15 protein-coding genes are annotated in these 14,824 nt (G+C 66.2%); 8 read left to right on the forward strand and 7 right to left on the reverse strand.

Annotated features, from left to right (window positions below):
- Positions 1-3 precede the first annotated feature (3 nt).
- Positions 4-837, forward strand: coding sequence for an NAD-dependent epimerase/dehydratase family protein (locus BUA54_RS09350; protein ID WP_072857057.1), 834 nt, complete (start codon positions 4-6; stop codon positions 835-837).
- Between the two features lie 146 nt (positions 838-983).
- Positions 984-1,562 carry a L,D-transpeptidase gene (locus BUA54_RS09355; RefSeq protein WP_072856968.1) on the forward strand — a complete coding sequence of 193 codons (579 nt, stop codon included), beginning with the start codon at positions 984-986 and terminating at the stop codon, positions 1,560-1,562.
- Here BUA54_RS09355 and BUA54_RS09360 read toward each other — a convergent pair.
- Together BUA54_RS09360 and BUA54_RS09365 are read right to left on the reverse strand one after the other, a co-directional pair.
- A complete protein-coding gene (locus tag BUA54_RS09360; protein WP_072856969.1) occupies positions 1,559-2,773 on the reverse strand; it encodes a capsular polysaccharide export protein, LipB/KpsS family in 1,215 nt (404 codons plus the stop codon). The two genes, BUA54_RS09355 and BUA54_RS09360, sit on opposite strands and share 4 nt — an antisense overlap.
- Positions 2,770-3,420: a peroxiredoxin gene (locus tag BUA54_RS09365; protein WP_072856970.1), complete on the reverse strand. Its 651-nt coding sequence runs from the start codon at positions 3,418-3,420 to the stop codon at positions 2,770-2,772. The genes BUA54_RS09360 and BUA54_RS09365 overlap by 4 nt, the downstream gene beginning before the upstream one ends.
- Before the next feature lie 123 nt (positions 3,421-3,543).
- On the opposite strand from BUA54_RS09365, the gene BUA54_RS09370 reads away from it, so the two are divergent.
- The gene (locus BUA54_RS09370) at positions 3,544-4,983 is read left to right on the forward strand and encodes an aldehyde dehydrogenase family protein (protein WP_072856971.1); all 1,440 of its coding nucleotides are present in this window, start codon (positions 3,544-3,546) and stop codon (positions 4,981-4,983) included.
- An 84-nt stretch (positions 4,984-5,067) separates the two neighbouring features.
- Here the strand turns inward: BUA54_RS09370 and BUA54_RS09375 are convergent, their stop codons facing one another.
- The 3 genes from BUA54_RS09375 to BUA54_RS09385 all read right to left on the reverse strand — a co-directional run bounded on the left by BUA54_RS09375 (position 5,068) and on the right by BUA54_RS09385 (position 7,492).
- Positions 5,068-5,724, reverse strand: a complete 657-nt coding sequence (locus BUA54_RS09375) for a pseudouridine synthase (protein ID WP_072856972.1) — start codon at positions 5,722-5,724, stop codon at positions 5,068-5,070.
- Positions 5,721-6,377: a YggS family pyridoxal phosphate-dependent enzyme gene (locus BUA54_RS09380; RefSeq protein ID WP_072856973.1), complete on the reverse strand. Its 657-nt coding sequence runs from the start codon at positions 6,375-6,377 to the stop codon at positions 5,721-5,723. Before BUA54_RS09380 ends, BUA54_RS09375 begins: the two co-directional genes overlap by 4 nt.
- Positions 6,378-6,478: 101 nt before the next feature.
- A complete protein-coding gene (locus BUA54_RS09385) occupies positions 6,479-7,492 on the reverse strand; it encodes a porin (protein ID WP_072856974.1) in 1,014 nt (337 codons plus the stop codon).
- 389 nt (positions 7,493-7,881) lie between these two features.
- Here BUA54_RS09385 and BUA54_RS09390 point away from each other — a divergent pair, with 389 nt between their 5' ends.
- The 4 genes from BUA54_RS09390 to holA all read left to right on the forward strand — a co-directional run bounded on the left by BUA54_RS09390 (position 7,882) and on the right by holA (position 12,513).
- Positions 7,882-8,370 carry a DUF3576 domain-containing protein gene (locus BUA54_RS09390; protein WP_072857058.1) on the forward strand — a complete coding sequence of 163 codons (489 nt, stop codon included), beginning with the start codon at positions 7,882-7,884 and terminating at the stop codon, positions 8,368-8,370.
- A 73-nt stretch (positions 8,371-8,443) separates the two neighbouring features.
- Complete coding sequence (gene leuS, locus BUA54_RS09395) at positions 8,444-11,005, forward strand: leucine--tRNA ligase (protein WP_072856975.1); 2,562 nt, start codon at positions 8,444-8,446, stop codon at positions 11,003-11,005.
- The gene (locus BUA54_RS09400) at positions 10,995-11,480 is read left to right on the forward strand and encodes a hypothetical protein (protein ID WP_072856976.1); all 486 of its coding nucleotides are present in this window, start codon (positions 10,995-10,997) and stop codon (positions 11,478-11,480) included. The genes leuS and BUA54_RS09400 overlap by 11 nt, the downstream gene beginning before the upstream one ends.
- 10 nt (positions 11,481-11,490) lie before the next feature.
- On the forward strand, positions 11,491-12,513 hold the full coding sequence (gene holA, locus BUA54_RS09405) for a DNA polymerase III subunit delta (RefSeq protein ID WP_072856977.1): 1,023 nt from the start codon (positions 11,491-11,493) through the stop codon (positions 12,511-12,513).
- 113 nt (positions 12,514-12,626) lie between these two features.
- Here the strand turns inward: holA and BUA54_RS09410 are convergent, their stop codons facing one another.
- Positions 12,627-12,845 carry a hypothetical protein gene (locus BUA54_RS09410; RefSeq protein WP_245810604.1) on the reverse strand — a complete coding sequence of 73 codons (219 nt, stop codon included), beginning with the start codon at positions 12,843-12,845 and terminating at the stop codon, positions 12,627-12,629.
- Between the two features lie 355 nt (positions 12,846-13,200).
- Positions 13,201-14,379 carry a TIGR03862 family flavoprotein gene (locus BUA54_RS09415; protein WP_072856979.1) on the reverse strand — a complete coding sequence of 393 codons (1,179 nt, stop codon included), beginning with the start codon at positions 14,377-14,379 and terminating at the stop codon, positions 13,201-13,203.
- A 61-nt stretch (positions 14,380-14,440) separates the two neighbouring features.
- On the opposite strand from BUA54_RS09415, the gene BUA54_RS09420 reads away from it, so the two are divergent.
- Positions 14,441-14,746, forward strand: coding sequence for an HNH endonuclease (locus BUA54_RS09420; RefSeq protein ID WP_072856980.1), 306 nt, complete (start codon positions 14,441-14,443; stop codon positions 14,744-14,746).
- Positions 14,747-14,824: the final 78 nt, after the last annotated feature.

The raw sequence follows: 14,824 nt of genomic DNA on the forward strand, positions 1-14,824 counted from the left end.
ATGCTGAACAAGATCGTGCTGACCGGCGCCGCCGGCAAACTGGGGGGCGTCCTGCGCAAGCCACTGGCCGAGATGTGCCGCGAACTGGTCACGACCGACATCGCCGACAGCGTGGCCGACCTGTCCCCGAACGAGACCTATGCGCAGGCCGACCTCTCCAGCCTCGATCAGGTCATGCGCGTGATGGACGGCGCCGACATGGTCGTTCACTTCGGCGCCATCGGTGACGAGGCGCCCTGGGACGACATCCTGCAATCCAACATCGTCGGCGCCTACACGGTGTGGGAGGCGGCCTATCGCCACAAGGTCCGCCGCGTCGTCTACGCCTCCTCGATCCACGCGGTCGGCATGCACCCCAAGACCGACTTCATCGACACCACCGCCCGGCACCGCCCGGATACCTACTACGGCCTTGCCAAGTGCTTTGCAGAGGATCTGGCGAGCCTCTACTGGGACAAGCGCGGGGTCGAAAGCGTCTGCATGCGGATCTACTCCTGCGAGGAAAAGCCGAACAACGCCCGCGCGCTGGGTACCTGGCTAAGCCACGGCGACCTGATCCGCATGGTGACGGCTGCGATCGAGACGCCGACAACCGGCTTCACCGTCGTCTGGGGCGTGTCGGACAACGATCGGGTGCCGGTGGACAACAGCCGCGCGTCCTTCCTCGGCTATCGCCCACAGGACAATGCGGAAACCCACGCGCCCCGCATCCTAGCACAGGCCGCTCCGATGGATCCGCAGAATCCAGAGGATATGTGCCACGGCGGCCCCTTCGCCGTCGTTCCGCTGGGTGAAAGCGGCGTCGCAATGATCAAGGCGCGCAGCGTGGGCTCCTGACGCGGTCCACCACATCTGTCACCCGAGTGACCCACTCCGCCGCAAAAGCCGGACTGTTGCGACATTTGCCTCAATCACGCCCGACTCGGATGATATGACCCTCTGCAATAGCCCGATCCACGGGCAATAGCAGTGAGGCAAATTCCATGTTGACCCGTCGTGCTCTGGCATTCGGTGCCATGGCGACCGCATTTGCGGGCCCTGTCGCAGCAAATCCGCTGTCACGCCTGTTCGGCAAGCCGAAGGGTGGCATGCCCGAACGCTTCCTCCCGCAAGAGGTCGACGTGAATCCCGACCTCCCGGCGGGAGAGATCCACGTCATCAAGAAGGATTTCTACCTCTACTGGACGCTCGGCAACGGCCGCGCCCGCCGCTACGGCATCGCCCTCGGGGCAGAGGACCGGAATTATACCGGTGTCCTGACCGTGCGGCGCAAGCGCGAATGGCCCAGCTGGATTCCCACGCCGGAAATGGTGCGGCTGGAACCAGAGGTCTACGGCCCCTATGCCAAGGGCCTGCCCGGCGGCGACCCCCGCAATGCGCTGGGCGCCCGGGCGCTGTACCTCTATTCCGGAAACGTCGACACCTATTACCGCATCCACGGCACACCGCAGCCCGAAACCATCGGCACCGGATTCTCCTCCGGCTGCGTGCGCCTGACGAACGACCATGTGACAGAGCTTTACGACATGGTCCCGATCGGCACCAAGGTCTACCTGTTCTAGTCTGACATATCCTGCGGGCCGCCGTTGCGCGGACCCGCCGTCTCCATCAGGCGCAACTGCCGTTCCAGCACTCGGGGCAGGTCTGGCGGCGGCGCGGCATAGCTGCCGCGCACCAGATAGCGGTTCCACAGCCATCCCAGCACCTGCCGCCGCAACACCGGGTCCGGGCCGGCCGTCGCCAGATCGACGAGTGCCGCGTCAAGCTCCGCCCGGTCACGGGCGCGCCGGACGAGTCCCGGAATGTCGTAGCAGGCATCGCCGAGAATGATGGCGGGCCGCTCAAGGAAAACCGCCTCCAGCCCGACGGTCGAGTTCAATGTCACCACGGCCTGCGCGCCCGCGATCAGGTCGCGCGTCACGTTCGCGTTGGCAAAGATCACCCGCGGGTGCGGCGGCAGGCTGCCCTGCACGGACAAGGGAAAACTGGGATGTTCCTTGATGACGAAGGTCAGCGCCGGGTTGCGGTCGGCCGCGGCCTGAACCTCTGCGTAGAAGGTTCCCATGTCCTTGATCCACGGACTATGCCGCGTGACCTGCATGTCCGACGGCACCTGAAACGCGACGAAGATATAGTCTTTCGGCACGGTCGCCGCCGCCGCGTCCCCCGCTTTCACGACGCGGGTCTTGGTCAATGCAGGCAAACCATCTGCGGCGAAATCATCGTCCGCCTCCATATAGAAGGCCGGATCGCGCGGGACGCTGTTCGCCGCGTTGACGCCGCGCGGATCGATCTGGATCGAGTCGGGAAAGAACCCGCCCTCTACCGTCAGCCGCGCGCGGTCCAGATCTGCGGCGACCTGCGCCAGCACGGATTCGGGAAAGTTCGACCCGTTGTAGATCAGCGCCGCCAGATCGGGATCGTCGCGCATCTGTGCGATCAACCGTAGCTCCAGCAGGCGCGCCTGCACCGCCTTCGTCCAACCGTAGATGCCGCGCAACGCGCGCCAGCCGAAAACCGCCGGCACGCGCAACCGCTTGCGCGTGACGTTCCCCACGACAAGGCCATGCGCCGGGTGCCGCAGCGCCCTTGCGACGGCAGACAGCGCGGCAAACCGCCCCCGCCGCCGCGCCAGATCGCGCAGAACGGCGCCGGTCCCGGTGTCCACCCGCACACCCGCTTCGCCCAAAGCATCGTCGAAATGCCGCAGGATGCGGGTGTCGAGCTTCAGCCAGCGCCGACCTGCCGCACCCTCGGTCGGCCCTGCGTTCACTTCAGCTTGGTCATGCGCAGATAGGGCAGGACCGTGCGGAAGTCGCCGAACTTCTCCTTGGCATCCGCGTCCGAGACGGTGGTCGGGATCACCACGTCGTCGCCCACGTTCCAGTTCGCCGGCGTCGCCACGCCGCGCCCCGCCGCCGTCTGCAGCCCGTCCAGCGCGCGCAGCACCTCGGCAAAGTTGCGGCCGACGTTCATCGGATAGACCATCGACAGCTTCAGCTTCTTGTCGGGCCCAATGATGAACACGGCGCGCACCGTCGCGGTGTCGTTGGGCGTGCGACCGTCGGGCAGATAGGCCTCGGCCGGCAGCATGTCGAAGGCCTTCGAGATCTGCAGGTCATGGTCCGCCGCGATCGGAAAGCCGGGCTTGGCACCGCCCGCGGTCTCGATGTCGACCTTCCACTTCTTGTGCTCTTCCACACCGTCGACGGACACGCCCAGCACCTTGGTGCCGCGTTTGTCCCATTCGTCGGCCAGCTGTGCCACGGCACCGAATTCCGTGGTGCAGACCGGCGTGAAATCCTTGGGGTGCGAAAAGATGATCGCCCACTGGTCGCCGATCCAGTCGTGCAGCTTGATCTCGCCGGTGTCGGTCTCGATCGTCAGGTTCGGGACTTCGTCATTGATGCGCAGGGCCATGCCGGTCGCTCCTTTGTCGGTTGCAGTTGTCAATTACATAGGCAATCCCGCCCGCCGCGCCAATGCTTGTGAAACCGCGGCTGCACTGTCACTCTGCGCCGAACATTCCCCGAGGAGACCCCCATGATCGAGAAACGCGACTTCTACATCGACGGCGCCTGGGTCGCCCCCGCCGCCGCCCGCGACTGCGACGTGATCGACCCGGCGACAGAGGAACCCTGCGCCGTCATCTCTCTGGGCGATCAGGCCGACACCGACCGTGCCGTTGCCGCCGCCAAGGCCGCATTCCCCGCCTGGGCCGCCCTGACCCCGCAGAAGCGGGCGGACTACTGCGCCGGGATCCTCGACCAGTATCGCAAGCGCGAGGACGAGATGGCAGAGGCGATCCGCGCCGAGATGGGCGCCCCGATCAAGCTCGCCCGCGAAAGCCAGGCGACCTGCCTGCCGTGGCATCTGCAGAACTTCCTCGACGCGGTCGAGCAGATCGAGTGGATCAAGCCCCTTGGCGACCACGCCCCGAACGATCGCATCGCGCTCGAACCGATCGGCGTGGTGGGCCTGATCACGCCGTGGAACTGGCCGATGAACCAGGTCACGCTCAAGGTGATCCCCGCCCTGCTCGCCGGCTGCACCATCGTGATGAAACCCAGCGAAGAGGCGCCGCTCTCTTCGCTGCTCTTCGCAGAATTCGTCCACGATGCCGGCGTGCCGGCGGGCGTCTTCAACCTCGTGAACGGCGACGGGCAGGGCGTGGGCACCCAGCTCTCCGCCCATCCGGACGTGTCCATGATCTCCTTCACCGGCTCCACCCGCGCCGGCATCGCGATCAGCAAGGCGGCTGCGGACACGCTCAAGCGCGTGACGCTGGAACTGGGCGGCAAGGGGGCCAACGTGATCTTCGCCGACGCCGACGACAAGGCGGTGAAGCGCGGCGTGCTGCACTGCATGCAGAACTCCGGCCAGTCCTGCAACGCGCCGACCCGGATGCTGGTGGAACGGTCGGTCTACGATCAGGCCGTGGCCCAGGCGGCGGATGTCGCCAGTGCCATCACCGTCGGCCCGACGACGGAAGAAGGGCGCCACATCGGTCCCGTCGTGAACAAGTCCCAATGGGACAAGATCCAGGGCATGATCGAGACTGGCATCAACGAGGGCGCGCGCCTCGTCGCCGGCGGCCCCGGCCTGCCCGAGGGCGTGAACCGCGGTTACTACGTCCGGCCCACGGTCTTTGCGGACGTCAGCAACGACATGGCCATCGCTCAGCAGGAAATCTTCGGCCCCGTGCTGTCGATCATCCCCTTCGAGGACGAGGCCGATGCCGTGCGGATCGCCAACGACACGCCTTACGGCCTGACCAACTATGTTCAAAGCCAGGACGGCGCCCGGCGCAACCGCATGGCCTTGGCGCTGAAATCCGGCATGGTCGAGATGAACGGCACCAGCCGCGGCGCCGGCGCCCCCTTCGGCGGCATGAAGATGTCCGGCCGTGCCCGCGAGGGTGGCGTCTGGGGCATCGAAGAGTTCCTCGAAGCCAAGGCGATCAGCGGCTGGTCCAACGACTGACCAGGCTAGCCGAAAACCTTTCGACGAAAGTTTTCTCTCCGATTTGTCGACGAAAAATCGGCACCAGAACGGCCCGAAGGCGCCTTAGAACGGCGCCTTCGCGGTGACCTTCGTGGGCGCACCGCCGTCCGGATGTCTGAACTGCAGCGATTCCGAATGCAGCATCAGCCGGTCGAAATCACGGGCTGCTCCTTCCGCATAGAACGGGTCACCCAGGATCGGATGCCCCATGGCCAGCATGTGCACGCGCAGCTGGTGCGACCGCCCCGTGCGCGGCATCAGGCGCATCCGCGTCTCGGCCGGGGACCGCTTCAGCCGGCGCCAGTCCGTCACCGCGGCCCGCCCGTTGACATGATCGACCATCTGCCGCGGCCGGTTCGGCCAATCCACGATCAGCGGCAGATCGATGGTTCCCGTCGCCTCCGCCACCTCGCCCCAGACCCGGGCGACGTAGGTCTTCTTCGTCTGTCGTTTTTCGAACTGAAGCCCCAGGTGCCGCTGGGCATGCGGCGTCAGGGCAAAGACCATCACGCCAGAGGTGTCCCGATCCAGCCGATGCACCAGCAGCGCGGTCGGAAACACCGCCTGCACCCGGCTCAGCAGGCAGTCCGCCAGATGCTCCCCCTTGCCCGGCACCGAGAGGAGCCCCGCCGGCTTGTCGACCAGCACGACCTGATGGTCGTCGTGCAGTACGACCAGCGGGTCCTGCGGTGGGGCATAGGCGTCGGTCGGTTCCGTCATGGGGCGGCAACCCGTTCGCCGAAGATGGCGGAGCCCACGCGGACGTGCGTGGCACCGGCGGCAATCGCCGCCTCGAAATCGCTGCTCATGCCCATCGACAGGCCCGAAAGCCCATTGCGCGCGGCAATGTCGCGCAGCATGGCGAAATGGGGGGCAGGGTCCGCATCCGCCGGCGGGATGCACATCAGGCCGACGACAGGCAGATCGGCCTTGCGCGCCATTGCAATCAGGGCATCCGCCTCTGCCGGCAGAACGCCAGCCTTCTGCGGTTCCTCTCCCGTATTGACCTGCACGAAAAGATCGGGACACCGCCCCATCTCCTGCGCCAGTCGCGCAAGGGTCGTTACCAGCTTCGACCGATCCAGCGTGTGGATCGCATCGGCGATCTCCATCGCGGGGCGGGCCTTGTTGGACTGCAGCGGTCCGATCAGGTGCAGCGCGATGCCCGGGTAATCCCGGCGAAAGTCGGGCCACTTGCCCTGCGCTTCCTGCACCTTGTTCTCACCGAAGACACGCTGCCCCTCGTCCAGCACGGCGCGCACGCGCTCCAGCGGCTGCACCTTGGACACGGCGATCAGCGTCACGCTGCCGGGCGCGCGCCCGGCCTGCGCTTCAGCGGCGGCGATGCGGGTCTGGATGTCGCTCAGGGGCATGACGGGCCTCTCCTCGGTTCCTGCGTGGTGTAGGTCCGGCCCCGCCAAAAGAAAAGAGCGGACCCGAAGGCCCGCTCTTCCCGTAACAGCTGATCCGGGGATCAGAAGTTGAACTTCACACCGAAGTCGGCCAGCGTGTTGCTGTCGTAGTCTTCGCGGACCGACACGGCCAGCAGAGCGCCGCCCAGGTCGTAGTCAGCGCCGATACCGTAAGCGGTGTCATCGCCGGCGCCGCCCTGACGCTGAGCCACGTAGGCCTTCGCGGTGATCTGGCCGAAGACGTAGGAACCGTACAGCGTGTAGTGCTCGCCTTCGTCGCCGGGGGCGTTGAAGGACGTGTCACCATCGTCGAAGTACTGCAGACCGACGGTGCCGGCGTCGTTGATGGCATACTCGGCAGCGATGTAGTAGTTGTCGTTGTCGGTGATGCCGGCGCCGTTGGCGACGTAGGCAGCGGACACGGTGAACGCGCCGAAGCCGTAGTCACCGGAGATGCCGTACTCGATGTCTTGACCGCCCGGCAGGCCGTCCAGCTGCTGGTTCGGGTTCACGATCGACGCGCGGACGTTTGCGGCGCCGAAGGAGTAAGCCACGGCCACGCCCATGCGGTTGACCTGGTTGGCATTGTAGGGGCCGCTGGCGAAAGCGTAGAACGAACCAAGCGGGTCGCCGCTGCTGTTGCCGATGTAACCGACTTCAGAGTTGTACATCAGGGCTGCGTTGTCGAACGCAGTGCCGACGTTGCCCACGTCGACGCGCAGGCCGCCGAACTTGGCATAGAGGTCAGCCGGGGACAGTTGAGCGCCGCTGCCGGTCGTGGTCGTGGTGTTCACAACACCGCCGGTCGCGGTCGGCGTGGACGTCAGAACCGAGGTCGCGCTGTTGTCGTCGTACTGCAGACGAACACGGCCACCGAACTCGACACCAACGTCAGAGGTCATCGACGCGTCGATGTTCAGGCGGAAGCGCGTGTCGATCTGGGTCTGTGCAATGCCGGCGGGGACGCCGTCGTTGTAGGTCAGACCGAAGCGGCCGTAGCCGGACAGGTTGACGTCGGCAGATGCGGCACCAGCGGTCACGATCGCTGCTGCGGACATCATCAGAATGTTTTTCATGTTTTCCCTCGTTGATACTGTGTCAGGGCCCAACTCGTGGAAAGCGAATTCGGCATGTCGTGTGTTTCCACCCAACCCCTCTCGATTGCAACGACAAGAACCGGGCTGACGGCAAAGAGCCATGTGATGATGCAGGTTTGTCACAGTTGCGTCATCGCACCTGGTCGCAATTATTTCATTTAGATTTCAGTATGTTGAGGTTCTTGTTATTGCTCCCGCCGCGGCCGCACCCTCGTCGCGGGATTCCGATCCGGCATTCCGAAGCCGATCTTATCCGCGCCCTTGCCACCTCTCGCGAGTCGATTCCAGACGTCGCCGGCCCGTCCAGAAATGGCTTGGCATGCCCCGGGCTAAAAGCTAGGTGTTGCCAAATGAAAACGGGGGAAAAGATGAAGTTGAGATACCTCGCACAGGCCGCCATCGTCGGTGCGGCGGCGGTGTTGGTCGGATGCGCCCCCGGTGCGACACCGGCGACGCCCAACGCCGCGCAGCAGTCCGTCCCCGTCAGTAAGGGCGGGTCAGGCACCCGCGTCCCTGCCGGCACGATCTGGGACCTGTTCGGCATCGGCAAGGATGCGAACGCGGGACTGGAGGTGAACCGCTATCTCTGGAACGCCAGCCTCGATGTGCTGAACTTCCTGCCGATCGAAAGCGTCGATCCCTTCACTGGCGTCATCGTCTATGGCTACGGCCTGCCGCCCGGCGGCGGCACCGCCTACCGCGGCACCGTCTACATCAGCAGCCCCGCCCTGGATGCGCGGTCGCTGAATGTCGCACTGCAGACCCGGTCCGGTCCGGTCAGCGCCGATACCCGGCGCGCGGTCGAGGATGCGATCCTGTCGCGTGCCCGTCAGTTGCGTATTGCCGGCGGTCGGTAACACCGCTTGTCCTTGCCAGTCGCGATCGCCGGGCCCCCCGCCCGGCGTCGTGCGTGATGAAAGACCCCGAACGATGACGACCTATACCCCCGCGATGATCGAGGCGCGCTGGCAGGCCGCCTGGGCCGAGGCTGACGCCTTCAAGGCCGTGCGCAGCGGCGACAAGCCGAAGTACTACGTCCTCGAGATGTTTCCCTATCCCTCGGGCCGCATCCACATCGGTCACGTGCGCAACTACACGATGGGCGACGTGATCGCGCGCTACAAGATCTCGACCGGGCACAACGTCCTGCACCCGATGGGCTGGGACGCCTTCGGAATGCCGGCGGAAAACGCCGCCATGGCCAGCGGCGGCCACCCGCGCGACTGGACTTACCAGAACATCGCCGACATGCGCGACCAGATGAAACCGCTCGGCCTCTCGATCGACTGGTCCCGCGAACTCGCGACCTGCGATCCCGAATACTACGGCCAGCAGCAGGCGCTCTTTCTTGATTTCCTTGAAAAGGGCCTGATCTACCGCAAGAAGGCCGTGGTGAACTGGGACCCGGTCGACATGACCGTTCTGGCCAACGAACAGGTCGAAGACGGCAAGGGCTGGCGGTCGGGGGCGGAGGTCGAGCGGCGCGAGCTGACGCAGTGGTTCTTCAAGATCTCCGACTATTCCGAGGAGCTGCTGGAAGGTCTCGACGGCCTCGACGACTGGCCGGCCAAGGTCAAGCTGATGCAGTCCAACTGGATCGGCAAGTCGCGCGGGCTGCAATTCGCCTTCGGTCTCATCGACGCCCCCGAAGGCCACGACCGGATCGAGGTCTATACCACCCGCCCCGACACCCTGATGGGCGCCTCCTTCGTCGGCATCTCGCCGGACCACCCGCTCGCCAAAGCGCTGGAGCGTGACGATCCCGAGGTCGCCGCGTTCTGCGCCGACGTCCGCAAGGGCGGCACGACCGAGGAAGCTCTGGAAAAAGCCGAGAAGCGCGGCTTCGACACGGGCCTGCGGGTGCGCCACCCCTTCGACACAAGCTGGGAACTGCCGGTCTACATCGCGAACTTCATCCTGATGGACTACGGCACCGGCGCCATCTTCGGCTGCCCGGCCCACGACCAGCGCGATTTCGAATTCGCCACGAAATACGACCTGCCGATCTCTCCGGTCTTCCTGCCTGCGGCGGATGCCGACGGGACACTGACCGAAGCCTACGTGCCGCAAAAGACCGAATCCGTCGCTTACGTCCGCGGCTTTGCCGGCGAGGACGTGCAGACGGGCGCCGATGCCGTCGATGCCGCCATCGCTTTCTGCGAGAAGAACGGCGTCGGCCACGGCGTGACGAAATTCCGCCTGCGCGACTGGGGCCTCAGCCGCCAGCGCTACTGGGGCTGCCCGATCCCGATCATCCACTGCGACACCTGCGGCGTGGTGCCAGAGGACAAGGCCAACCTGCCGGTCGAACTGCCCTATGATGTCAGCTTCGACGTGCCGGGCAACCCGCTCGACCGGCACCCGACCTGGCGCGACTGCACCTGCCCGAAATGCGGCGGCAAGGGGCGGCGAGAGACCGACACGATGGACACCTTCGTCGATTCGTCGTGGTACTACGCCCGCTTCACCGCACCCCGCGCCGACACGCCGACGGTCCACGACGACGCCGCCTACTGGATGAACGTCGACCAGTATATCGGCGGGATCGAACACGCGATCCTGCACCTGCTCTATTCGCGCTTCTTCGCCCGCGCGATGCACATGACCGGACACCTGCCCAGCACCGCGTCGGAACCCTTTGACGCGCTCTTCACCCAGGGCATGGTGACCCACGCGATCTACACGACCAAGCGACCGCTCGATGGCCGCCCGGTCTATCACTACCCCGAAGAGGTCACGCTGCGCGACGGCGGCGCCTACCTCGCGGACGGCACCCGGGTCGAGGTCATCCCCTCAGCCAAGATGTCGAAGTCCAAGAACAACGTCGTCGACCCGGTTAACATCGTGAAACAATACGGCGCCGACACCGCCCGCTGGTTCGTCCTGTCCGATTCCCCGCCAGAGCGCGACGTCGAGTGGACCGCCGCCGGCGCAGAGGCGACCCACAAGCACCTCGGCCGAGTCTGGCGCATCGCGAACGACATCGCGCAGGCCACCGAAGAGGGCGCGTCAGCAACCGATGAGGCGCTGCTCAAGGACATGCACCGCGCGATCCGCGACGTGACGATGGGAATCGAGTCCTTCGGCTTCAACGCCGCCATCGCACGCCTCTATGCCTTCACGAATACCCTGTCGCGCAGCGCCGCCAGCGTCACCGCCCGTCGTCGGGCGGCGCTGACGCTGGCGCAGCTCATGGCCCCCATGACCCCCCACCTGAGCGAGGAGATCTGGTCGATGCTGGGCGGCGAGGGCCTGATCCTGCAGGCCCCCTGGCCGCAGGCGGACGAGGCGATGCTGGTCGATGCGGAGATCACACTGCCGATCCAGATCAACGGCAAGCGCAAGTCCGAGATTACCATCGCCGCCGATGCCGATGCCGCCACGGTCGAGGCGGCGGTGCTCGCGCAGGATGCCGTACAGCGTAACCTCGACGGCGCAACGCCGAAAAAGATCATCGTCGTCCCCGGCCGGATCGTGAACATTGTCGTCTAGGGCGATCACCCGTCGCGGCGCCGTTCTGGCGCTGCTGGCCACCGGCGCCTGTGGCTTCACCCCGGCATTGGCACCGGGGGCCGCGACCTTCGCCCTGCGCGACAGCGTATCGATCGCGGCACCCGACACGATCCCCGGTTTCGCCATCCGCACCCGGCTGCAAGAGCGTCTGGGCCGCGCCACTGCCCCGGCCTTCGTCCTGACGATCAACCTCGATCAGGCGCTCGACGTCGCCGCATTCTCTCAGGCGGGCGATGCCCTGCGCTACAACGTCGTCGGCGCCGCCGGCTGGCGGCTAGAGACCGCCGACGGCACGACCGTGGGGCAGGGGCAGGTCGAAGGCTTCACCAGCTATTCGGCCACCGGGTCGACGGTCGCCACCCAGGCGGCGGCCACCGACGCGATCGGGCGGCTCATGGTTATCCTCGGCGACATGGTCGTGGCCGACCTGATGCTGCTGGACATCCCCCAGTGACGGCAGGCCGATGAAACTCGCCGGTCGGGACGCCGCAAAGTTCCTGCGCGCCCCTGATCCGGGCCGTGCCGGCATCCTGATCTATGGTGCCGATCCCATGCGCGTCGCGACCGCGCGTGCGCAGGTCACCTCCGCCCTCGTCGGACCGGAGGGCGAGGCGGAGATGCGTCTCAACCGCCTTCCGGCATCGGACCTGCGCAAGGATCCCGCGCAGGTGAACGACGGCATCAAGGCGCAGGGATTCTTTCCCGGGCCCCGTGTCGTGCTGGTCGAGGATGCGACCGACGGCCTGTCCAAGCTGATGACCGATGTGCTGAACGACTGGCGCGACGGCGACGCGCAACTGGTCGTCACCGCCGGCCAGCTGACCGCGAAATCCGCGCTGCGCAAGGTCTTCGAAGGCCATCGTGCCAGCGTAGCCATCGGTCTCTACGACGATCCGCCTTCGGCCGAGGACATCCAGACCCTGCTGGACTCCGCCCAGCTGCTCGTGCCGAACCGAGAGGTCATGGACACGATCAATGCGCTGGCCCACAGCCTCACGCCCGGCGACTTCCGTCAGACGATCGAGAAGCTGGGTCTCTACAAGCGTGGCGATCCGCAGGACCTGACCGTCGCAGAGGTCGACCTGATCGCGCCGCATGCGGCGGATGTCGACGTCGACGATATCCTCGAGGTCGTCGCCGGCGGGCAGGAACAGCGGATTGGCCCGGTGCTGCGCGATCTCTATGCGCAGGGCGTGCTACCCGTGACGCTCTGTATCCACGCGATGCGGCACTTCCGGCAGCTGCACGTCGTGGCCTCCGATCCGGGCGGTCCCGGACAGGGGATCGGTCGGCTTCGGCCGCCCGTCTTCGGACCGCGCCGCGACCGCCTCATGCGGCAAGCATCCCAGTGGGGCCGCGACCGGCTGGAACGTGCGATCGCCACGCTGACCGACACGGACCTGACCATGCGGTCCGCCAGCCACGCCCCGCAGCAGGCACTGATGGAACGCACGCTCATCCGCCTCGCGATCCTGTCCCGCAGCTAGGCCGCAGGTCGCGCGATACGACGGGGTCCGCCATCGCGCGCCCTGTCACCACGCAAGCAAAAAGGGCTGACGCAAGGCCAGCCCTTTCAAATCTTGTCCAATCCGATGAAGGATTAGTAGGAGCCGGAAGCGGCGACCAGAGCGGCCAGCAGGCCCAGAACGATGAAGCCGGAGTTCACGGAACCGGTGGGGGCCATCGGGGTGTCGACGACGACGACCGGTGCTTCCATGACTTCGGGGGCCAGGCCGCCAGCGGAAGCTGCGGCACCGGTCACTGCGATTGCGGCAGCGGCTGCGAGAGTGGTGGTGATGCGCATTGTGGGGTACTCCAATTAGATGCACGTTGTGGACGATCACAGGTTGTCTACTGGCGTTTATCCCGCAAAACAAGCGGCTTGTTCAAAACGGACAGCACTGTTGCCACATCGGAACAGCGACTTGCACGTCACTTTTCCACCGTGGCTGCCCCGAAAGCCTACCCACTTGCGCGGTTGGTTGTGATGGCAAGCGCAAGTCATTGAATGTATAATACTTTTTCGCCCCTGTCGCAGTCGTTTTCCACGTCAGCCCACACGATCCGCCATTTTCGACGTCAAATCGCGCGGCGCCAACGATGCGAAGTTGCAACAGTTCCGCCCATTCAGCGGCTTCCGGAACCTGCCGCAAGTTCCCGCCGAAACACGCTGTTCAGGGGTGCCACGACAGCGCCTCCAGCGCCGCTGCCCGCCCCGTCGCCAGACTGGCCGTGATCAGGTATCCGCCGGTCGGCGCGTCCCAGTCCAGCATCTCGCCGCAGGCAAAGACCCCCGCCCTCTCACGCAGCATCAGTCCCGAAAGTGCCTTGAATTGCAGGCCTCCCGCGGTCGAGATGGCAGCGTCCAGCGGCGCCGGACCGTCATGGATGACGGGCAACGCCTTCAGCGTTTCGGCCAGCGGGGCCGTCTTGGCGATGCCTGCCCGCCGTGTCATTTCGTGAAAAAGCGCGATCTTCACGGGCGGTAGGCGCAGCCCGGATTTCAGAATCTGCGAAAGACTCGCTTTTCCCCCTTTCGCGGCTGCCCGCTGACCGATTCGCTCCGCCGCCAGGTCAGGCAACAGATCGATCCAAAGCGTCGCCCCGTCGCGCATGGCCCGCGAGACGGCATAGATTCCCCCGCCCTCGATCCCCTCCCGGGTCACGACCCACTCCCCCCGAGAGGTCGACGTGCCCGCCGTCAGCGCCGTCGCCTTGACGGGCTGGCCAAAGAAGGGTGCCATGTGATCCGACCACGCAACGCGGAACCCGCAGTTCGCGGGCCGAAACGGGGTCGTGCCCTGCAATCGCGCGGCCCAGGCCCCGTCGGACCCCAGCCTGCGCCAGCTTGCGCCTCCCATGGCCAGGATCGTGACGTCTGCCGTGACCGCCTGCGCGCCGTCCGGCGTGTCGAAGGTCGCGGCAGCCCCGTCCCACCCGGTCCAGGTCCAGCGGGTCGCGATCCGGACATCACGCGATGCCAGCCGCGCCAGCCACGCCCGCAACAGCGGAGACGCCTTCATCGCGACCGGAAACACCCGGCCGGTCGATCCGGTGAACAGCGGCTGCCCCAGCCCCTCCGCCCATGCCATGACCTGTGCCGGTCCGAAGTCCGCCAGCGCGTCCCGCAAGGCCGGTGCGGCGTCGCCGTAGGCCGCAAGGCAGGCGGCAGGATCCTCGTCCTTGGTCAGGTTCAGACCCGACTTGCCCGCCATCAGGAACTTTCGCCCGACCGACGGCATCCGGTCCGCGACCGTGACACGCACGCCGGCGGCGGACAGCACCTCGGCTGCCATCAACCCTGCGGGGCCGGCGCCGATCACCAGTGCGGTCTGCGGGGTCTTTGCGGTCATGGTGTCTCCGGCGGGGATGCGCCCTATGTCATGGGCAACCCAAGCCTGTGGTGCAAGCCCGATGACGACCGATCCCGACCCGATCTGCCCGCTGTGCCTGCGTCCGATTCCGCCCGGCGTGCCGCAAAGCCTCCACCACCTGATCCCCAGATTGAAGGGCGGCAAGGGCGGCCCGACGGTCCTGATGCACCACATCTGCCACAAGGAAATCCACGCCACCCTGTCAGAGGCGGAACTCGCCCGCGTGTACAACACGCCGCAGGCCCTGCGCGACCACCCCCGGCTGGCAGGCTTCGCAACCTGGATCGCGAAACGCCCGCCCGACTTCATGTCCAAGGTGCCGAAGCGACGGCGCGGTCGATCCTGACGGGACGGGTGCAGGGGGCTTAACACCGCGCGCGCCGCGCCCTAGATTGATCGCAATTCCCCAATTCGGCCCGCGCCC

The organism is Loktanella atrilutea (assembly GCF_900128995.1).
Lineage (GTDB): Bacteria > Pseudomonadota > Alphaproteobacteria > Rhodobacterales > Rhodobacteraceae > Loktanella > Loktanella atrilutea.